The 20,209-nt window shown below is 71.6% G+C and carries 14 protein-coding genes; 12 read left to right on the top strand and 2 right to left on the bottom strand.

Annotation, left to right across the window (positions count from 1 at the left end; all coding sequences use genetic code 11):
• Window positions 1–38 precede the first annotated feature (38 nt).
• From V1633_RS36210 to V1633_RS36190, 5 genes are all read left to right on the top strand, one after another.
• Window positions 39–2,150, top strand: coding sequence for a hypothetical protein (locus V1633_RS36210; protein ID WP_331218700.1), 2,112 nt, complete (start codon window positions 39–41; stop codon window positions 2,148–2,150).
• On the top strand, window positions 2,116–3,792 hold the full coding sequence (locus tag V1633_RS36205; protein ID WP_331218699.1) for a hypothetical protein: 1,677 nt from the start codon (window positions 2,116–2,118) through the stop codon (window positions 3,790–3,792). The genes V1633_RS36210 and V1633_RS36205 overlap by 35 nt, the downstream gene beginning before the upstream one ends.
• Window positions 3,793–4,000: 208 nt before the next feature.
• Window positions 4,001–5,314 carry an ABC transporter ATP-binding protein gene (locus tag V1633_RS36200; RefSeq protein ID WP_331218708.1) on the top strand — a complete coding sequence of 438 codons (1,314 nt, stop codon included), beginning with the start codon at window positions 4,001–4,003 and terminating at the stop codon, window positions 5,312–5,314.
• Between the two features lie 78 nt (window positions 5,315–5,392).
• Window positions 5,393–5,866, top strand: coding sequence for a DUF4442 domain-containing protein (locus tag V1633_RS36195; protein WP_331218698.1), 474 nt, complete (start codon window positions 5,393–5,395; stop codon window positions 5,864–5,866).
• A 129-nt stretch (window positions 5,867–5,995) separates the two neighbouring features.
• A complete protein-coding gene (locus V1633_RS36190) occupies window positions 5,996–7,525 on the top strand; it encodes a multicopper oxidase family protein (protein ID WP_331218697.1) in 1,530 nt (509 codons plus the stop codon).
• 68 nt (window positions 7,526–7,593) lie between these two features.
• Here the strand turns inward: V1633_RS36190 and V1633_RS36185 are convergent, their stop codons facing one another.
• Entirely contained in the window at window positions 7,594–7,941 is a 348-nt protein-coding gene (locus V1633_RS36185) for a YybH family protein (protein ID WP_331218707.1), read from the bottom strand.
• A 118-nt stretch (window positions 7,942–8,059) separates the two neighbouring features.
• Here V1633_RS36185 and V1633_RS36180 point away from each other — a divergent pair, with 118 nt between their 5' ends.
• From V1633_RS36180 to V1633_RS36150, 7 genes are all read left to right on the top strand, one after another.
• Window positions 8,060–8,935 carry a LysR family transcriptional regulator gene (locus V1633_RS36180; RefSeq protein WP_331218696.1) on the top strand — a complete coding sequence of 292 codons (876 nt, stop codon included), beginning with the start codon at window positions 8,060–8,062 and terminating at the stop codon, window positions 8,933–8,935.
• Window positions 8,936–9,037: 102 nt separating this feature from the next.
• Window positions 9,038–9,832, top strand: a complete 795-nt coding sequence (locus V1633_RS36175; RefSeq protein WP_331218695.1) for an HAD family hydrolase — start codon at window positions 9,038–9,040, stop codon at window positions 9,830–9,832.
• The gene (locus V1633_RS36170; RefSeq protein ID WP_331218694.1) at window positions 9,829–12,204 is read left to right on the top strand and encodes a glycoside hydrolase family 65 protein; all 2,376 of its coding nucleotides are present in this window, start codon (window positions 9,829–9,831) and stop codon (window positions 12,202–12,204) included. The genes V1633_RS36175 and V1633_RS36170 overlap by 4 nt, the downstream gene beginning before the upstream one ends.
• Window positions 12,205–12,555: 351 nt before the next feature.
• On the top strand, window positions 12,556–13,716 hold the full coding sequence (locus V1633_RS36165) for a hypothetical protein (RefSeq protein ID WP_331218693.1): 1,161 nt from the start codon (window positions 12,556–12,558) through the stop codon (window positions 13,714–13,716).
• Entirely contained in the window at window positions 13,709–15,493 is a 1,785-nt protein-coding gene (locus V1633_RS36160; RefSeq protein WP_331218692.1) for a hypothetical protein, read from the top strand. Before V1633_RS36165 ends, V1633_RS36160 begins: the two co-directional genes overlap by 8 nt.
• On the top strand, window positions 15,490–16,500 hold the full coding sequence (locus tag V1633_RS36155; RefSeq protein ID WP_331218691.1) for an NUDIX hydrolase: 1,011 nt from the start codon (window positions 15,490–15,492) through the stop codon (window positions 16,498–16,500). The genes V1633_RS36160 and V1633_RS36155 overlap by 4 nt, the downstream gene beginning before the upstream one ends.
• Complete coding sequence (locus V1633_RS36150; RefSeq protein ID WP_331218690.1) at window positions 16,500–18,896, top strand: hypothetical protein; 2,397 nt, start codon at window positions 16,500–16,502, stop codon at window positions 18,894–18,896. Before V1633_RS36155 ends, V1633_RS36150 begins: the two co-directional genes overlap by 1 nt.
• Window positions 18,897–18,951: 55 nt before the next feature.
• On the opposite strand, the gene V1633_RS36145 is transcribed toward V1633_RS36150, so the two are convergent.
• Window positions 18,952–19,986 carry a coiled-coil domain-containing protein gene (locus V1633_RS36145; RefSeq protein WP_407952166.1) on the bottom strand — a complete coding sequence of 345 codons (1,035 nt, stop codon included), beginning with the start codon at window positions 19,984–19,986 and terminating at the stop codon, window positions 18,952–18,954.
• Between the last annotated feature and the right edge of the window lie 223 nt (window positions 19,987–20,209).

The raw sequence follows: 20,209 nt of genomic DNA, 5'->3' as shown, positions 1-20,209 counted from the left end.
TAGGCTGAGTTCTGTCACCAGTTGATGAGGGGGTCGGGTTGCCGACCAGCGACAACCCGGAGAAGTACCTCCGCTGGCGGGTGGTGGCCGGCGAGCCGCACCACCGGCGGCACCGACGCTGGCCGGTCGCCATGCTGGGCTCCGGCCTGACCGAGATAACCGATCCGATGGCCGGCGGACGCGCCGCCGCACCCGGCGGCCAGGCCGGGGTCGGGACCGGCGGACGCCTCGGCGACGGCGGTCGGCCGGGGCCGGTCCGACCGTGGCACCGGGTGTTCGTCGTCCGGATGGCCGTCGCCGCCCAGTCGGTGACCTGGCTCCGGCACCTGCTCGACCAGCCGGTCTCGCAGGCCCGGGTACGTCAGGTCCAGATCGTCGTCGACGAGTGGCAGATCCCGCAACGGAGCTGGTCAGGACGACTGGGCCCGCTGCCGCACCTGCTCGCCCAGCGGATCCGGATGCCCCGCCACGACCAGGGGCGGGCGGCGATCGAACTCGAACTGCGCTGGTCCGTTCCGCTGCGCTCGGTGCTCGCCGCCGTGCTGCCGCTGCTCACCCCGGTACGACCGCTGCCCGCCCCGGCCAGTCCCGACGTCACCGCGCATGACGTCGTACCCGACTGGCTGGGGGCGGGACCCAACATCGCCGTGATCGCCGGCGAACTGCCCGGCAACCCCGAGATCCGCCCGTACGACCTGGTGATCCGCCCGGACGACACGACTCCCGTAATGGCCACGCCGGTCCAACCGACCACAGGCCAGGAGACCACCGGGGAGCCTGCGGTGGACGGCGACGCCACCACACCGGCGGTGGAGGGCGACGCCACTTCGGAGCGGTCGGCGGACCCGGTGGTCGCCCGGGTGCCGGTGGAGGAGGCGTACCGGGCCGTACTGGTGGTCGACCCGGGACCGGTGCTGATCGACGTGGAGCACGCCGTACCCCTCGGGCGGTACGGGCCGTTCGGGCCGGACGCACCCCGCGCGGAGCTGATCCTCCCGGTCGGCTCGGCGGCGCCGGGCTGGCGGATCGTCGGCCCGGACGGGCTCGACCTGAGCGGCCGACCGGACCGCGGTTGGCTGACCGAGCGGGAGTGGGCGGCGCTGGCCGGCATCGGTCTGCTCGAATGCCGGTCGGTGCCGGGACTGCGGCCGGCACAGGAGACGGCCCTGCTGCTGCGGCTGGTCGCGGCCGGCGTTCCGGTGCACTCGCCGGTACTGCCGCCGGCCTGCCGGGCCCAACTCGCCCGCGAGGTCGCCGACCTGCTGGTCGGGGAGCTTCCCGACCGGCACGCGACATCGCTGGACTGGGAGACCCGGGCGGTACGCCAACGTCGGGCCGTACTGCGTCGGCACGGTCGGGCGTTCGCGCTGACCGGGCTGGCCGGGCCGGCGTTCCCGGGGCTGGGCGCGGTGCCCCCGGTCTCGGCGATCCTGGTCACCCGTCGGTTGGCGGAGGTGCCTGCGGCGGTCGCCGCCATCGAGGCGCAGAGCTACCCGGACCTGGAGATCGTACTCTGCCTGCACGGCGTGACACTGCCGGACGACCTGCGGTCCCGGCTGGCCGGCTGCCGCCGCCCGCTGGAGATCCACGAGGTGCCGGCCGGGCACAGCTTCGGTGCCGCGCTGGGCGAGGCCACCGCCCGCGCCCGGGGGAGCCTGGTGACCAAGTTCGACGACGACGACACGTACGGCCCGGAGCACGTCTGGGACCTCGTGCTGGCCCGGCACCACTCCGGCGCGACCCTGGTCGGCAAGGCCGCCGAGTTCGTGCACCTGGAGGCCCTGAACACGACCGTACGCCGGGACGCGGGCGCCCCGGAGAGCTTCACCACGGCGGTTGCCGGCGGCACGATGCTGCTCGCCCGGGGCGATCTGGAACAGGTCGGCGGCTGGCGCCCGGTGCCCAGGTCGGTCGACCGGGGGCTCATCGACCGGGTACGGCGGGCCGGTGGGCTGATCTACCGGACCCACCCGCTCGGTTACGTCTACCACCGCCGGTCGACCGGGCACACCTGGGACCCGGGACTGGAGTACTTCCTGCGCGGCAGTGGCACGCAGTGGCCCGGCCTGCCCGTGCACACCGAGTTCGGCACGGAACAGCTCGGGGAGCGGGTGAATGGCGGCGGGGCAGCCCGAGCAGGCCGGTCCTGACCAGTCAGCCGCCGCCCAGCCCGGCCCGTCGGTCCGGGCCGGCCCGGCTGCCCCGGTCGACTCCACCGGACCGGGGCGGGGCCACCGCGTACTCCGTTGGCAGGGGAGGCGCCGACGGCCGACGCCGTACCTGGTGCTGTCGGGGTTGGCGGTGCTCGGGGCGGTCGCCCTGAGCCTGCGCCGACCCTGGGGCGCGGACTTCGGGCTGCACGTCGCGACGGTCGGACGGCTGGTCGACGACCTGTGGCATCCCGGCAACCCGATGGTCGAGTCGGCCGCGAACGGCCCGTACGTCACGCCGTACACCCTGGTGCTGGCGCTGGTCGCCAGGGTGACCGGCGCTCCGGCGGCGGTGGTGCTGAGCGCCGCCGCCCCGGTCAACCTGGCTCTGCTGCTGTACGGGCTGCGCCGGTTCGTCGGGCTGTTCACCGCCGACCCGTGGGCTCCGGTGCTGGCGCTGTTCTTCGTCCCGCTGCTCTGGGGGACCGCCGTGCTGAGCTGGAGCGGCTTTCCGACCCTGCGGGGTCTGGTGCTGATCCTGCCGTATCCGAGCACCCTGGGACTGGCTCTGCTGCTGCTCGGCTGGGTGGCGCTGGCCCGGGCGGCAGCAGGGCCGACGCCCGGCCGGTGGATCCTGGTCGGCCTGCTCGGCGGTCTGCTGGTCCTCGTGCATCCGTTCACCGCGCTCGGCGCGGCACTGGGCTCGCTCGCGCTGGTCGTCGGCCGGCTCGTGCGGACCCCGTACCGGCGGGCCGGCGACGGCACCGTCCTGGCGGAGTTGCGCGGGCTGTCGCTCGCCCTCGCGCTGGCGGTGCTCGTGGTACTGGTCTGGCCGTACTTCCGGGTCACCGACCTGCTGACCCGGGCCGGCGACCTCGATCCGATCCACCGGCCGCTCTACCTGGATCCGCTGGCCCGCTACGGCTTCGGGTTCGTGGTGGGGCTGCCGGCACTCGCGGTACGGCTGTGCCGGGACCGGCTCGACCCGCTGGTGCTGCTCTTCGGGCTGGCCGGTCTCCCGGTGCTGCTCGGCGGCCTGACCGGTGGCTACGCCCTGGGCCGGCTCTGGCCGGTCGTGCTGGTCAGCCTGCAGGTCGCGGCGGCGGTGGAGCTGGTCCGGGCGCTCCGGCGCGCGAAGGCTGCTCCGGGCCTCCGCGTCCGGACCGTCGTGACCGGACTGTGGGCGGGCGCCGCCGCGCTCGCGGTGCTGGCCGGGCTCGCCCTCCAGTACGGCAACCTGCTGCTGGTGCTTCCCCGGGACCAGCTCACCTCGGCCCGGCGGGCGGCGTACCGGATCAGCCCGCCGCCCGACCGGGCCTGGGTGGCCCGGGAGGTGCCGCCGGGTGCGGTGTTGTTGACCGCCGATCCGGCGGTGGGCCGTGACCTGCTGCGGTACCGGATCCGCGCGGTCGCCCCGCCGTGGCCCGATCCGCTGCTGCCGGACCAGGCCCGTCGCCGCGCCGACCAGGCCGCGCTGCTGGACCCGTCGACCCCGGTGCCGCGCCGGACCGCGTTGCTGGCCGGGTACGGGGTCGACTGGGTGCTGGAACCGGCCGGCGGCTTTCCGTGGCTCGACCGGTACGCGACCCGGGTGGTACCCGGACCGGGCGGCCTGCGACTGGTTCGCCTGACCCCCGGCTGACCGGGCCAGCCGGTCCGGGACAGGCGGCGGGACACCTGATTCGTTTCAACCCGACGACCTCGGCTGGTTGACACCGGTGCAACTTTCACGCCAATCCCGGTAACCGTTACGTCACAACATGAACATGGCACGTTTACCCGATGGGCTTGTGTCATGATCCTCGTCACAGTCATTCCGGGGTCGGCCATTATGCTGCGGGGAGGTGACGGTGACCACCGTCGCGCTCAAGGACGTCACTAAGGTGTTCCCGGACGGGACAGTGGCGGTGGACAACGTGAGTCTCGACGTCAACGACGGCGAGTTCATGGTGCTGCTCGGGCCTTCGGGCTGCGGAAAGTCCACCGTACTGCGGATGGTCGCGGGTCTGGAGGATCCGACCAGCGGCGCCGTGCTGCTCGACGGGGAACTCGCCAACGATCTGCCACCACGGGACCGCGGAATCGCGATGGTGTTCCAGGATTTCGCGCTCTATCCACACATGACGGTGGGAAACAACATCGCCTTCCCGCTGCGACTGTCCGGGGTGGAGGAAACGGCCCGTGGCGAGCGGGTGGCGGACGTGGCGAGCGCGCTCGGCATCGGTGACGTACTCGCCCGCAAACCGAGTCAGCTCTCCGGCGGGCAGCGGCAGCGGGTGGCGATGGGACGGGCCATCGTCCGCCGCCCCGGCCTGTTCCTGATGGACGAGCCGCTGTCGAACCTGGACAGCGGACTGCGGGCAGAGCTCCGGGCGGAGATCTCCGGGCTGGTCCGGGAACTCGGGGTGAGCACCGTCTACGTCACCCACGACCAGGCCGAGGCGCTGACCATGGCGGACCGGGTCGCGATCATGCGCAAGGGTGTCCTGCAGGACGTGGGGACGCCGACCCAGGTGTACGGCCGCCCGGCGACCCTCTACGTCGCCGCGTTCCTCGGCAGTCCCCGGATGAACCTGCTGGAGGCGACGGTCTACGTCCACCTCGACCGGTACGTCACGCTCAACCTCGGTGAGCAGGCGCTCTACCTGCCCTGGGACGACATCCGGGCCCGGGCGGTGGCGCACTACCACGGTGAGCGGATCGTGGTGGGGATGCGGGCCGAGGCGTTGACCCCGGTGGCCCCGGACAGCCCGGGGGACGTACTTCAGGGACGGATCCGGTATCTGGAGCACCACGGGCACGAGTCGCTGGCGTTCCTCGACATCGGCGCGACGGCGATCGTCGTCGACGACCTCGGTGCCCCGGTGACCGGGGACCGGGCGGGTGGCGCGGGGCGCGGCATCCGGCGGCTGAGCCAGGTGATGCAGCGACTGGCCGGCCGGGCCACCGCTTCGGCGCCGGTGCCCCCGCCGGACCGGAACGGCTCCCGGGAGAGTGTGCTGAACGACCCGGGGCGACACCACCGCCGTCCCGCCGAACTGGCGGTACGACTGGCGCCGTACCCGGCGGTCTCGGCCGGCCACCCGATGGCGGTCTCGGTACGGATGGACGCGGTGCACTTCTTCGACGAACGCGGAGACCGCATCGACGTCGGCTGGCGCTGACCGGTTCCGCCCGGGACCGTCCCGCACCCGCCTCCGGCAGGCTGGCGCCGACAAGTTACCGACCGGTAGTGTGCGGCCATGTCCACTGACGTACCAAGGCTGGCCGCCGAGATGCTCGGCTCGGTGCCGTTCGCCCAGACCCTCGGCATCGAGTTCGTCGAGGTGACGGCACCGGACTCCAGCGGTGCTCCCCGGGTTGTCGTCCGGTTGCCGGATTCGTCGGCGACCCGGAACCACGTCGGCGGGCCGCACGCCGGTGCGCTCTTCACCCTCGGCGAGACCGCGTCCGGCGCGGTGGTGCTGGCCGTCTTCGGTCAGCTCTTCGACCGGGCCGTGCCGCTGGCGGTCCGGGCCGAGATCGGCTACCGCAGGCTGGCGATGGGCGCGGTCCGGGCGACGGCCCGGCTGGGTCGACCGGTCGGCGAGGTGCTGTCCGAGCTGGACGCCGGGCTCCGGCCGGAGTTCCCGGTCCTGGTCGAGATCGGCACCGAGGACGGCGAGACGACCACCGAACTGACCGTGCTCTGGACCCTGAAGCCGCTGTCCCGCTGACCCCGAGGACGGGCGGACCGGCGTACGGGTCTCCCTGATCCCACCCTGACTTTGCGGCGGTGGCCTGGACGGCGGACTGGATAGGAAGGCACGCTACATGTAGCGATCACCGCTATAGGGAGGGTGTACATGGCCGGCACGGGGTCACGGCGATGGGTCAAGATACTGGTCGGCACGCTGGTCGGAGTGCTGCTGCTCTGTACCGGCGGTGCCTCGTTCGGCACCTGGTTCTGGACCCGGAGCGCCGTCAACACCACCGGCGAGGTCGACTTCGTCAACCCGCTGGCGATACCGCCGCTGGCCGAGTCCCGGATCGACGATAAGGGCCGCCGGGTCTTCGACCTGCGCGCCCAGACCGGGCACCGGACCTTCGGCCCCGACGGCGCCACCCCCACCTGGGGCTACAACGGGGACTACCTGGGGCCGACCCTGCGGGCCACCCGCGGCGAGCAGGTCATGGTGAACGTCGTCAACGGCGTCGGCGAACCGACCAGCGTGCACTGGCACGGCATGCACCTGCCGGCGGCGATGGACGGCGGCCCCCACCAGATGGTCCGCCCCGGCGCCACCTGGTCACCGCACTGGACGATCAACCAGCCGGCGGCCAGCCTCTGGTACCACCCGCACCTGCACGGCGAAACCGAGCGGCACGTGTACCGGGGACTCGCCGGCATGTTCATCCTGGACGACGAGGTCTCCGCCGGCCTGGCCCTGCCCCGGCGGTACGGCGTCGACGACATCCCGGTGATCGTGCAGGACCGGAACTTCGACTCCGACGGTCGGTTCGACGCCGGACGCGGGCTGTTCGGCGGGATCGGCGTACTCGGCGACACGCTGCTGGTCAACGGCACCGTCGGGCCGTACCTCGAGGTCGGCACGGAACGGGTCCGGCTGCGGCTGCTGAACGGCTCCACCGCCCGGACGTACCAGTTCGGGTTCGCCGACAACCGGGACTTCGCACTGATCGGTACGGACGGCGGGCTGCTGACGGCGCCGTACCGGACCGGCCGGATCCGGCTCTCACCGGGCGAGCGGGCGGAGATCGTGGTGACGGTCCGGGCCGGCGAACGGGCAGTGCTGCGCAGCTATCCGCCGGAGCAGGGGCTCGACTTCTTCAACCAGCGGTTCAGCGGCAGCGACGACCGCTTCGACGTCCTCGAACTGCGGGCCGCCGCGACTCTCGCCCCGGCCCCGGAGGTGCCGGACCGGCTCGCCCCGATCGAACGGCTCGATCCGGCCTCCGCCGCGGCCACCCGGACGTTCACCATGGCCGGCCACGACATCAACGACCACGACATGGACCTCGGCCGGATCGACTTCGCGGTCACCCGGGACACCACCGAGATCTGGGAGATCACCAAACCGGACGGCTCGCCGCACAGCTTCCACGTGCACGACGTGCAGTTCCAGGTCCTCTCGGTGGCCGGGCGGGAACCGCCGCCGGAACTGCGCGGCTGGAAGGACACCGTGCTGCTGGAGAGGCAGCGGCCGATCCGGATCATCGCCAGGTTCGCCGACCACGCCGACCCGAACATGCCGTACATGTACCACTGCCACCTGCTCTACCACGAGGACCAGGGGATGATGGGCCAGTTCGTGGTCGTCGAGCCGGGCCAGCAGCCGGGCCGGCCGCCCGCCGGCGACCACCACCACAACTGAGGTGTAAGGAAGGGCCCCTGTTATCGCTTCTTGTGTAGGAAGGGGCCCTTCCTAACCGGCGGGCCGGGTCAACCGCGCGCGGGCCGAAGGAACTCGGGCTGGTCGAGGACCCGCAGCCAGGAGCCGTCCGGCTGTCGACGGACCACCTGGGCGCGGGCGCCGGCCCCGTCCCGGGGCGGGGTCGAGGTGAGCGCGAGGTCGCCGCTGACCAGCGTCGGAAGTGGCTCCTCGGCGGTGAACCGCGGCCGGTTCGCCAGTACCTTCTCCCACAGCGCCCGGATCGCGGCGCGGCCGACGGTCACACTCCCCGGCGGGTACGCCAGCACGGCGTCCTCCTCGTACAGCGCGGCGACACCCTCGGCGTCGCCGGCGTTGGAGCGTTCGACAAAAAGCCGGGTGAGGTCTTCGGGCCGCATGGCCCGCTCACGGTCTGCCACGTGCTGATCCTTTCGCTGTCGCCTGCCGGATCAAGTCTGCGGTGACACCGACCAGAAGTCCAACAGCTTGTTCTGCTGACAACTAGAATTCCTGGTTATGGAACTTCGACAGTTGGCGTACTTCGTCGCCGTCGCCGAGGAGGCGAACTTCACCCGCGCCGCCGAACGCGTACGGATCAGCCAGTCCGGCGTCAGCGCCCAGATCCAACAGCTCGAACGCGAACTCGGCGCGGCCCTGATCGACCGTTCCACCCGTACGGCCGGTCTCACCGCCGCCGGTCGGGCCGCGCTCGAACCGGCGCGGGCCGCGCTCGCCTCCGCCGAGGCGGTACGGCAGGCGGTCGGCGAGGTGACCGGCGTCATCCGCGGCGAACTCACCATCGGCATGATCGTCGGCTGCACGATCAGCCCGTTCTTCGCGGCGCTCGCCGACTTCCACCAGGCACATCCCGGGGTGGCGGTGACCCTGCGCGAGGACAACTCGGACCGACTCGTCGACGGGATCCGCGCCGGCAGCGTCGACCTCGCCCTGATCGGGACCGCCGACGCGGCTCCGGCCGGGCTGAACACCCGCACCATCGTCAGCGAGCGCCTGGTCGCCCTCGTACCGCCGGACCATCCGCTCGCGCACCGGCGGACCGTGACCCTCGCCGACCTCACCGCGCATCCGCTGATCTGCATGCCGTCCGGCACCGGCATCCGCACCGTCCTCGACCGCGCCTGCGCCGCCGCCGGGATCCGACCGGCCGTCACGCTCCAGGCCAGCGCCCCAGACGCGATCGTCGACCTCGCCGCGCGGGGGCTGGGCGTGGCGGTGCTCAGCGAATCGACGGCGCCCGGCCACCGGGACCGGCTGACCGCCCGGCTGATCGACGACGTCGAGGCCCCGGCGTTGCTCGCCCTCGTCTGGGCGGACGCGCCGAACCCGGCGTTGGTGAAGCTGGTCCGGCAGCTCCGGGCCAGCTTCCCCTGACGTGTTAGGAGGGGACCCTTTCTCTACCGGAAACGATAAGAAGGGGGCCCTTCCTTACCGCTGTGCGTGCCGATCAAGGGCGCCGAGGTTAGGTTGGTAGGCGTGCTGGGCCTACCCGCTCACGTGACCGCCTGCCTGTTCGACCTGGACGGCGTGCTGACCCAGACCGCCCAGGTGCACAACGCGGCCTGGGCGGAGACCTTCGACGCCTTCCTCCGGCAGCGCGCGAGCGTCACCGGCGAGCCGTTCCGGCCGTACGACCCCGGCGAGGACTACAACCGGTACGTCGACGGCCGCCCCCGAGCCGACGGGGTACGGACCTTCCTCGCCTCCCGGCACATCGTGCTGCCCGAGGGTCAGCCGGACGACCCGCCGACCGCCGCGACCGTCAACGGGGTGGGCAACCGGAAGAACGTCATCCTGCTCCGGCGGATCCACAGCGACGGCGTACGGGCCTACCAGGGCTCGGTCGACTACCTGAAGGCGGCACAGGCGGCCGGGCTGCGCCGCGCCGTCGTCTCGGCCAGCGCCAACGCCGGCGACGTGGTGGTCGCGGCCGGGTTCGCCCCGTACGTGGAGGCGCGGGTCGACGGGGTGCTGGCCCGGGAACGGGGGCTGCGGGGCAAACCCCACCCGGACACCTTCCTGGCCGGCGCGGCACTGCTCGGCGTCCGCCCCGAGCAGGCTGCGGTCTTCGAGGACGCCCAGGCCGGGGTGGCGGCCGGCCGGGCCGGCAACTTCGGTTTCGTGGTCGGCGTGGACCGGGTCGGCCAGGCCGACGAGCTGCGTCGGCACGGTGCCGACATCGTCGTCTCCGACCTCGCCGAGTTGCTGACCGCCGATGTCGGGGGCCAGGCTCGGCCACGGCCCGGCGCCGACCCGGAGGTGGCCCGGTGATCCGGGAGCGGGCCTATCCGGTCGAGCCGTGGCACGTCCGGGAGACCCGGCTCGACCTGGACGTGCTGGCCCAGTCCGAGTCGGTGTTCGCGCTCTCCAACGGGCACATCGGGCTGCGCGGCAACCTTGACGAGGGCGACCCGCACGGCCTGCCCGGGACCTACCTGAACTCGTTCTTCGAGCTGCGCCCGCTGCCGTACGCCGAGGCCGGTTTCGGCTTCCCCGAGTCGGGTCAGACGATCGTCAACGTCAGCAACGGGAAGCTGATCCGGCTGCTCGTCGACGACGAGCCGTTCGACGTCCGGTACGGCGAACTGGTCGACCACGAACGTGTCCTCGACCTGCGGGCCGGTACCCTGCAGCGCACCGTCGAGTGGCGTTCCCCGGCCGGGCGCACGGTGCGGATCCGCAGCACCCGGCTGGTCTCGTTCACCCAGCGGTCGGTCGCCGCGATCGAATACCGGGTCGAGCCGGTCGGCGGGCCGATGCGGCTGATCGTCCAGTCGGAACTGGTCGCCAACGAGCAGCTGCCGTCACAGAGCCGCGACCCCCGGGTGGCCGCGGTGCTGGAGTCGCCCCTGCAGGCCGAGGAGCGGCTGGTGCACGGCGACGGGGGCCTGCTGATCCACCGCACCAAGGCGAGCGGGTTGCGGCTCGCCGCCCAGATGAGCCACGAGGTGTACGGGCCGGAGCGGAAGCTGATCGGCACCGAGGCGTACGAGGACTGGGCCCGGACCACCGTCACCTGCGTTCTGCGTCCCGGCGAGCAGCTGCGGATGGTCAAGTACGTGGCGTACGGCTGGTCCAGTCGGCGGTCCCGGCCGGCGTTGCGTGACCAGGTCGGTGCGGCGATCGCCGGTGCCCGGTTTTCCGGCTGGGACGGCCTCTGCGCCGAGCAGCGCGACTACCTCGACACCTTCTGGGACGACTCCGACGTACGGGTCGAGGGGGATCCGGAGGTGCAGCAGGCGGTCCGGTTCGGGCTCTTCCACGTGCTGCAGGCCGGTGCCCGTGCCGAGTTGCGGCCGATCGCGGCCAAGGGGCTGACCGGACCGGGGTACGACGGTCACGCGTTCTGGGACACCGAGACGTTCGTGCTGCCGGTGCTGACGTACACCCTGCCGTCGGCGGTCGCCTCCGCGCTGCGCTGGCGGCACTCCACCCTGCACCTGGCGCAGGAGCGGGCCAAGACGCTGGGGCTGCGCGGCGCGGCGTTCCCGTGGCGGACCATCCGGGGGCAGGAGACCTCGGCGTACTGGCCGGCCGGCACCGCCGGCTTCCACATCGCCGCCGACATCGCCGACGCGGTACGCCGGTACGTGCAGGCCACCGGCGACACCCAGTTCGAGCGGGAGGTGGGGCTGGAGCTGCTGGTGGAGACCGCCCGGCTGTGGCGGTCGCTCGGCCACCACGACCGGCACGGCAGGTTCCACATCGACGGGGTGACCGGCCCGGACGAGTACACCGCGGTGAAGAACGACAACGTCTACACCAACCTGATGGCGCAGCGGAACCTGCTCGCCGCCGCCGAGGCCGCCACCCGGTACGGCGAGGAGGCCTGGCGGCTCGGTGTCGACGACGAGGAGACCGCGGCCTGGCGGGACGCCGCCGCCGACATGTACATCCCCTGGGACGAGGAGTTGAAGGTCCACCCGCAGGTGGAGGGCTTCACCCGCTACCAGGAGTGGGACTTCGTCGACACCCCGCCGGACCAGTACCCGCTGCTGCTCAACTACCCGTACTTCGACCTGTACCGCAAGCAGGTGGTGAAGCAGGCCGACCTGGTGCTGGCGATGCACTGGCGGGGTGACGCGTTCACCGACGAGGAGAAGGCGAGCAACTTCGCCTACTACGAGCGGCGTACCGTCCGGGACTCGTCGCTCTCCGCCTGTACGCAGGCGGTGCTGGCGGCCGAGGTGGGCCAGCTCGAGCTGGCCCACGACTACCTGGGCGAGGCCGCCCTGATGGACCTGCACGACCTCAACCAGAACACCCGGGACGGGGTGCACGTGGCGTCGCTCGCCGGGGCGTGGATCGCCCTGGTCGCCGGCTTCGGCGGACTACGCGACCACAGCGACGTCCTCTGCTTCAAGCCCCGGCTGCCGAGCCGGCTCGACCGGCTGGAGTTCTCGCTGCGCTGGCGGACGCTGCACCTGCGGGTCGACGTACGACAGCACGAGGTGACGTACGCGCTGCGGGGCAGTGACCACCCGGACGCCGTGCTGGAGTTGACCCACCACGGCGAGCTGCTCCGGGTCACCTGTGACGATCCGGTGACCGTGCCGGTGCCGCCGCTGCGCCTGACGGGTCCGCAGCCGGCGCAGCCGGACGGGCGGGCACCGGTCCGCCGGGCCACCGAGAGCGAGCCGTAGGGACGCCCGGCGTGGCGGCGGAGTCGGGTGTCCGATACGACATCGGCACCCGACGTCCGGGCGGCGGGTGCGTCGTCAGGGGGAGGCAGGGTGGGCCGGTGCGGTGAAGTCTGTCGACATCACGGCGGTTGTCAATGTGGAATGGCGGCCCCGTTGACCATTAGGGCCGTCTCGTCGCCGCTGGTCCCGGCCGTATCTGCCGGGTTCCGCGGGTCGGGAGTCGGCACTGCGCGAGGGGTTGTGTGTATCCGCGCCAATCCGTAGGGTGACGTCGGCACAGCGATGTACGCACATTCCCGGAATTCGCCTCGCGGAGCGTTCATGCAACCGTCGGAAGTCGTTGAGCACAGGATGGTACGCGAGGTTCCGCTCGGAGAATCCGTTGATCTCCAACACCTGGAGGATGCCTTCCGGCAGGGAGGCGTACGCACGGACGACGACGCCCTCACGCTGATCGACTTCCGCAACAGCCGCCGTTTCGACGTGGTGGCGCTGCTCTGCGTCCTGGCCATGGTGGGTACCCGGATCAACAGCGACCGGCTGACCCGGTTCCGGCTGCCCCGCGGCGCGGCCCTCGACACGCTGCGCCGGGAACGCTTCCTCGAGACGGCGTGCCAGGTCGCCCGTGCGCCACTGCCGATGCTGCTGGCCCTGGAAGACGTGAAATCGCTGCGGGACCGGATGAACTCCGATCGGGTTTCCGCCTGGTGGCAGTCCGGTGATCCGCGCGATCAGATCATCCAGCATCTCCGGGAGAAGCGGGTTTTCGGCCTGTCGCTCTACCGTCTGGAGAATGAGGACGCGCGTACCGCGATGATGCAGGAGGAACTCGGGAGGTGGACCGATCCGCTCGCACTCGCCCTGTTCAGCAGGAGCCTCAAGGAGTCGGCGGAATGGGACGTGGCCCGGGTGATCGTGCACGAGATCCTGGCCAACGTCCAGGAGCACCCGAACGCGTCGATGGCGGTGGTCGCCTCGGACATGGTGCTGTCGGACAAGGACACGCCGCAGCCCGCACTCACCATCGCGGTGTGGGACAACGGCGACTCGATCGTCGAGACCCTCCGGGCCGGCCTGGACAGCCGGGGCAGCGTACGGGTCGCCCCGCCGCCGGCCACCGACACCTTCCGGGTCCGCCGGCAGGGGTTCGGGGCACCGGTGACGGACCAGATGGTCACCTCGGTCTGGGAACCGCAGGTCGGCGACGATGATCGCGACCTCCTCCTGGCCAGCCTGTTCCCGGGGATCTCCCGCAAGCTGGGCGAGGCCGACCAGCCGGGCCATCCGGCGGTGGACCGCTTCCTGGGCTGCGGGCTCTACTTCCTCTACCACCACGTGATCGACGTCTTCCGGGGCACGCTCGACATCTACGTGGGCAAGATCCGGCTGACCGTGCAGGCGGAGCCCGATCCGGCGTCGTCGGCCCAGTACCTGGTGACTCTCACGGAAGGGCTGGGCACTTCGAAGATCCGTGGCAACCTTGTCGTCGCCCGGTTGCCGACCCATGGCTGAACGCTGGCGGATCATCCCGAAGGTCATCCGGCTCGGCAGCGCGACCAGCGAAGACGTACCTGCGGAGCGGCTCGACTTCTACCAGTGGCTGGTCGGCGAGGTCTTCTCCGCCCAGGCCACCGTGGAACCCAGCCAGACCATCTACCTGAGCAGCAACCAGCTCAGATCGTCGGCCTGGCAGGTCTACGACCGGCTGGTCGCCGACGTACCGACGAGTGCGGACACCGACGAGCGGATCGTCGTCCTGGTCGACTTCACCCTGAGTCCGCAGGAACTCGTCATCCAGACCGTCGCCGCGTACGCGGGGAAGGCGATCGGCAAGCTCCTGCTGACCGATCCGAATCGGCACGTGCTGGTGATGATGCCGGCCCTGAAGACGGGGCTGCTGCAGTCGTTCCGGGAAACCGTCGCCGAGGTGGACCGTGCCGGACACATGATCGTCCAGTACGACGACGGTTCCCGGGTTCGGGTGTCGGCCGGTCGCGACGACACGGCGATCCAGCGGTCCGACACGGAGTACACCGACCAGCTCCGGCGGTTGAACCAGCCGATCGGCGACCGGTTGGGCGGCAAGGTCCTCCGCCGGCTCGGGCACTACCGGTTCGGTACCAGCAACGAGTACTGCACGCGCTACTTCTTCGACGCGTCGTACGCGGTACCGGAGGTCAGCCAGCTGACCAAGAACCTCGTCGTCGAGGAGCGGGACGCCAGCACCGGGCCGTTGACGATCGTGTCGCACCAGGCACACTCGCCGTGGCTCGTGGAGGTCGGCGCCGAGGTGGCGCAGCGGCTCGGGATCCAGCACCATCCGCTGCAGGCCGCCGGCAGCCTGGAGAACCTGCCCGACACCGGCGAGGTGCTCCTGCTGTTGGACGTGGTCAACACCCGGCGTACCGCCCGGTCCCTGATCAACCGGCTGCGGCAGCGGGGACTCACCGTACGCCCCACGGTCGTCGCGGTTTTTGTCGAGCGGGAACGCCTGGGCGCCGGCAAGGACGAATTCCAGATGGTCGTGAGCCGGCAGTCCTACCGGGTACGGGGGGTGGCGGATCCCATCGACCGGCGGAAGACGGAAAGGGCCCGGTGTGACCAGTGCCGGGCGGGAATCGCGCCGATGGACCCGCGGGCCGACCGGCCCGGCATCCGTTCCTTCGACATGTGGGAGATGCTGCTCGCACACGAGTGGGTGCCGGAGGCATACGGCCCCTGGGATCCGGACGAGGTGCCGTCCGAGGCGCCGCGCTTCTCGTTGGCGCCCGACTTCGAGCGCATCTTCCAGGACTACGGCGGCTGGATCGCCTACAAACTGGACCAGATGCTGGAGGCGGTACGCCTCGGCGGTGCCGGCGTGAAGGAGGCCGTGTACGTCTGTCCGGCGGAGCCGGCCATGAACACCCTCACCGACCTGCTCAAAGCCCGGCGTGGCGCCCGACCCGTCGCGGTCAAGATCCCCCGGTCGGTCCTCTGGGCGGTCCAGCAGGACGACTTCTCCGAGGTGGACCGGCAGGTGGACGTGGGCTGGCAACGGCAGCTCAACCTGCTCGCCGAACGCGAGTCGTACGCCGTCGCCATGATCGACGAGTTCAACGGCTCGAACACGACCGCGCTGTCGATGGCGAAGATCCTGGGCCGGTTCGGCATCCGGGCGGTGGCCTACCTCCCGGTGATCAACCGTAATCCCGGTTCCTCGCTGCGGCTCCCCGGAGACCTGGAGGTGCCCATCCGCGCGCTCTACGAGATACCGTCGCCACGCCCGACCCCGGACGGTCGCCGATGACCACACCCGACGCTTCCGCCGAGCGGCTGGCCCGGGTGTTGGAGAGCGTGCCCGGGCCGAGTGAGGGACCGGCCCCGGTCGCGGACCTCTGCACGGCCGCCGGCTTCGGCCCCGACGACGCCCGGACGGCGGCGGAGGTGTTCGTCGGGTTGCTCCGGGCCTCCGGCGCCGTGCTGGTGACAGCCGAGCCGGAGACCGGACGGCTGTTCGCCAAGTCGAAGAGTCCGGCCGCCGCCCTCTTCCTCGGGAGCCTCGCGGCGTACCTGCGCGCCGGGGTCCCGGTCGTCGACAACTGGACCCGCGCCGGCACGGTCGAGCCGCCGTACCAGCCCAACCAGGTACTGGCCGGTCCGCAGTTCCTCCACCTGATCGAACACCGGCGGCTCGGTCTGTTCGCCGAGGCCGCCCCACTGCGCGAACGGCGCATCGTGCACGTCCTGGTCAAGACCCGGTTCCGGCTGATGGGGCCGCGCTACCTGATGATCTACGACCGGGCCGCCCGCCAGTACCAACTGCCCGGCGGTCATCTGCGGGCCGACGATCCCGACCCGCTCGCGGCCGCGGTACGCGAGTTGGAGGAGGAACTGCCGGAGTTCGCCTTCGACACCGGGCGCGACCGGCTCGTGGAACTGGGCGAGGTCGACGTCACCCAGCAGTCGCGCACCTACGGCGCGGTGACGCGGTACCGGATCGTCCACTTCCAGCTGGTCTCCACCAGGCAGAGCCTGAACATCGGTCCCGACGGGCAGTGGGTGAGCGAGCGGACCCTGCTCAACGAACACGCCCTGGTGAAGGGCCGTACCCTCAACACCGCCGGGCTGCGACGGCTCGCCGCGGAGCTGCCGGGGGGATTGGGGCGGCTCGCCGCCGGTCTGTCGTTCGGGCGGCGGCCGTCGTTGCTCGTACTGCTCCGGGAGAAACCCTGGGAAGTGCTCGGCGCGGCGCTGAGCGTGATCGGGCTCGTCATCACCCTCGTACAGGTCGCGATCGAGATGGGGGCCGGCTGATGACGGACGAACCGGTGCTGACCGGCGACTGGGACCGGTTCGACGTGCGTCAGACGGAGGCGTTCCGGAGCATGGCCGTCGGCGCGGGCGTCTGCGTCAACGTCGAGCGCTACCACGACGGCGGGTTCAGCGGCGCGCCGATCGCCCTGGTCACCTGGCGTGAGTCGGGCAAGGACGTGCGCCGGGGATTCCTGCGGTTCTACGGCGGTGACGGCGAGGAGATCGCCCGGATACGTCGGGCTCGCGACGACGCCCCGGCGGACTTCCGGGACCGGCACCTGCCCGAGGTCCAGCGGGTGTTCCTCGGCCACAGCTGGGCGGCCATGGTCGACGTGGCAGGCGGGGATCTGCTGGCCTGCCCGCCGCTCGGCGAGCTGATGGCGGGACGGCAGGCGGAGTTCCCCCGGCATCTCGGCGAAATCGTCCACTCGGTCGTCCGGGACTGGAACCAGCCACTGCTCGCCAGACCGGCGCGACCGACCACGATCAGCGGCTATCTGGCCGAACTGGTGGACGGCCGGCCGGTGCGGCGGACAGAACCCAGGAGCCGGCTCCGGGAGTGGGCGCGGCGCCGGGGCGTCCTGGCGGAGCAGGAGCAGGTCCGACTCGACTGGTCGGAGTCGGCGCTACCCAACCCGCTCGCCTACCTCGCCGGATCGGCCACCAGGAGCGGCGAGGAGGTGCAACTGCTGGTCGGCCGTACCCACGGCGACCTGAACATCGGCAACATCCTCGTGCCGGTGGAGCCGGCCCTGGTCGGCGAGGGGTACCAACTGATCGACCTCGGCGGTTACCACGACGACGGGCCGCTGACCCGGGACCCCGTACACCTGCTGCTCTCCATGGCCGCGCAGTGGATCAGGACCTCGACCCGGCTCGGCGACGGGATCGGCGCCGAGCTGATCCGGGCGCTCGTCCACGATCCCGCCGGCCACACCGGGTACCGACAGGAACTCGTCGGGCACGCCCAGGTCTGCGCGGCGGTGCACGACGCGGGGCGAGCCGTCGCCACCAACGTCAAGCACGGTGACGAATGGCGTAGGCAGACGCTGTTGTCGCTGGCCGGTTGCGCGCTGCTCTTCGCCGACCGGGACCTCCGGATGGAGGATGAGGACACGGCCCGGGACTGGTTCGTCTGCCTCGCGGCGTCCGCTCTGGCCGACTATCTCCGGCTCACCGCCGTACGGTCCACGCCGACACCCCCGGTCGGCAGGTCACAATCGTCCGCGGTCGACGTGCCGCAACCGGCTGACCGGCCGCGCCGGCCCTCGGTGACCGGCGGCCAGGTCGAGTCCGCCACGGACTCCTGCAAGGCGATCGTGCACCACATCGCCCAGCGGATCCGGGACCCGCGCGGGCTCGCCGCCGAACAGACCCACCTGCTGATGCTCGACTTCGGTGCCCGTGCCCCGCTGCTCGACGAGGCGGACCACACCCGACTCGCGGTGAGGCTCGTCCAGGCGTTCTCCCCGGCGGAGGAGACCGGCGACGTGGGTGACACGGTGGACCAGCCGACCACCACCCCGACCGGCCGGTCGTCGGAGACGGAGGAGACCAGTCCCGGCAGCGCGGTCACCACGCCGGCCTGGTCGGGGGCCACTCCGGCGGAGTCGGGTCGCCGGGTCGACGTGGCGGTGCTGGCATCGCATCCGGAGGAGTACCGGGCGCTGTTGCGGGTCTTCGTCGGCCGGACCGCACGGGACGCGGAGCAGACCCGGCCGGAGTGGACGACCACGGTGACGGCACAACGCGCGGGTCGTCAACTCTCGGTCCACCTGGTTCGTGCTCCGGAACGGCTGGAGCCGAGGCGGGCACCGGCGGTCCGTGACGTCGTCGAACGGATCGACCCACCGGCGTTCTTCCTGGTGGGCACGGCGTGGGGAAGCCGGGACGGCAAGCTCGGTGATGTTCTCGTACCGCGGTTCGCCCGCCACTACGAGCTGCTGGAAGACGGGGATCTCGTCACCCGCGTCACGCCACTATGGATTCCCGACCACATCCACACCCTGCTCTCCTACTACCGCCGCGTCGACACCCGGTTCCAGCAACTCGTCAGCGAGTTCCGTAAGGCGGTCGAGCCGGACGGCCTGCCGGAGCTGACCAGCGACGGCCGGCCGAGGATCATCTTTGACGACGCGGTGGCCTGCGGCAGTCCGGACTTCGCGACCAGCGTCGACCTGGACGCGCTGTGGAGAAAGGACCAACGGCTGGCCGCGTTCGACACCGAGTCCTACGAGTTCGGTGTCCGCAACGACCGACGGCTCTGGGCGGTGTTCCGCGGCCTCGTCCCGAAGACCGGCGCGGAACCCGATCCTTCCGACGCGCGGTTCCTGGCCGCCGGACACGCCGCCGCGTGCCTGAAGGACTTCCTCGAGCACGAGTACCTGCCCGAGTGACCGGGTCAGCCCCGGTGGCCGCCCGGCCGTGGATCAGGCCGACCGGGTCGACCGGTCACAGCAGGGACAGGTGCACGTGGTTGGTGTGGTCACTGGACGGGTCGCCGTGCGCGCTGCCGTACGACTTCCAGCCGGTGGCCGGGAACCAGATCTGCCGGTACCAGATCACGTAGAGGATGCCGAGCCGTTCGGCGTTGCGGACCAGGAACGCGGCGAGGTTGTTGCCGTACGTCCGGTTGCCGGCACTCGCGTCGCCGCCGAAGCCGCGCTTCTCGGCGGCGAAGTCACAGGCCCGACCCTTGGGGTGCTCGTACGGGCCGCCGGGGCGGTAGCAGGAGGTGAACCGGGTGAATCCGGCCCGCCGTGCCTCGGTCAGTGCGTGCAGGGTGCGCGGGGTGACGCACCCGCTGGTGGTCGGGTCGGGCTGACTGCAGGTCTGTGGCGGCCACGACCCGTCGGCGTTACGCGGCGCCGGGCGGGCCACTGGCGAGTCGACGACCACAAAACCCCTGGTCGATTCGCCGCCGACCAACGCCAACGCCCGCTCGGCGGCCTGCTTCTGCTTGACCATCACGGCGACCTGTCGGCGCTCCTCGGCGACCTCGGCGTCGAGGGCGAGCTTCGTCCGGACGATCCGGGCCCGGGCCAGGTTGAGCTGGCGGAGCTGGTGGTTGTCCCGCAGGGCCATGGTCTCCAGCCCCTGGGCGCGCTCCAGGAAGTCGTCGGCGGAGGTGCTGCCGAGCAGCACCAGCACCGGGCCGATCCGGCCGGTCCGGTACGCGTTCCGGGCGACCTGTTCGACCTCGGGCACCAGTTCCGCGATCCGCGCCTCGATCCGGCCTACCTCGGCGGCGAGCTTCGCCTGCCGGGTCTTCGCGTTGGCGAGCGCGGCTCGGGCCTGCAGGTAGCCCCGGCCGGTGGCTTCGAGCACGTCCCGCAGCAGCGGGGTGCCTCCCTCGTCGCCGGTCGGGGCGGCGGGGTCGAGCGCCGCTGACGCCGTACCGGGGCGGACCGCGGTCGTGGCGAGCGCGCCGACGGCGACGAGCAGCGCCAAGGCCAGCGGTAATCGCGGACGTCTGGATCCTGTCATGCAAGTCCCTCCGTCGGCCGACCACCGGGCCAGCTGACGGGGAGTTCGGACAGCCGTTTCAGGGCAGCACTGCACCCCTGCGCGGCTGTGGATCCCCACCCAGTTGGGCCCCGGCTCGCCCGGAGGGCGAATCGGCGGCGGTCACGCCGGCGCGGAGGGGTGCGCCACCGGGCGAAACCGCGGCCAGCTTACCGAATCGACCAGCCCGACATGCCGGAACGAG

The sequence above is a fragment of the Plantactinospora sonchi genome (assembly GCF_036422035.1).
Lineage (GTDB): Bacteria > Actinomycetota > Actinomycetes > Mycobacteriales > Micromonosporaceae > Plantactinospora > Plantactinospora sonchi.
Note: the sequence above shows the minus strand (reverse complement) of the source record. Positions and strands in the feature narration are given on the sequence as shown.

Bases quoted from the DNA above. Each gene is read 5' to 3' on its own strand.
- V1633_RS36205 (WP_331218699.1), top strand. From the start codon at position 2,116: ATGGCGGCGGGGCAGCCCGAGCAGGCCGGTCCTGACCAGTCAGCCGCC.
- V1633_RS36195 (WP_331218698.1), top strand. From the start codon at position 5,393: ATGTCCACTGACGTACCAAGGCTGGCCGCCGAGATGCTCGGCTCGGTG.
- V1633_RS36190 (WP_331218697.1), top strand. From the start codon at position 5,996: ATGGCCGGCACGGGGTCACGGCGATGGGTCAAGATACTGGTCGGCACG.
- V1633_RS36185 (WP_331218707.1), bottom strand. From the start codon at position 7,941: ATGCGGCCCGAAGACCTCACCCGGCTTTTTGTCGAACGCTCCAACGCC.
- V1633_RS36180 (WP_331218696.1), top strand. From the start codon at position 8,060: ATGGAACTTCGACAGTTGGCGTACTTCGTCGCCGTCGCCGAGGAGGCG.
- V1633_RS36165 (WP_331218693.1), top strand. From the start codon at position 12,556: ATGGTACGCGAGGTTCCGCTCGGAGAATCCGTTGATCTCCAACACCTG.
- V1633_RS36160 (WP_331218692.1), top strand. From the start codon at position 13,709: ATGGCTGAACGCTGGCGGATCATCCCGAAGGTCATCCGGCTCGGCAGC.
- V1633_RS36155 (WP_331218691.1), top strand. From the start codon at position 15,490: ATGACCACACCCGACGCTTCCGCCGAGCGGCTGGCCCGGGTGTTGGAG.
- V1633_RS36150 (WP_331218690.1), top strand. From the start codon at position 16,500: ATGACGGACGAACCGGTGCTGACCGGCGACTGGGACCGGTTCGACGTG.
- V1633_RS36145 (WP_407952166.1), bottom strand. From the start codon at position 19,986: ATGACAGGATCCAGACGTCCGCGATTACCGCTGGCCTTGGCGCTGCTC.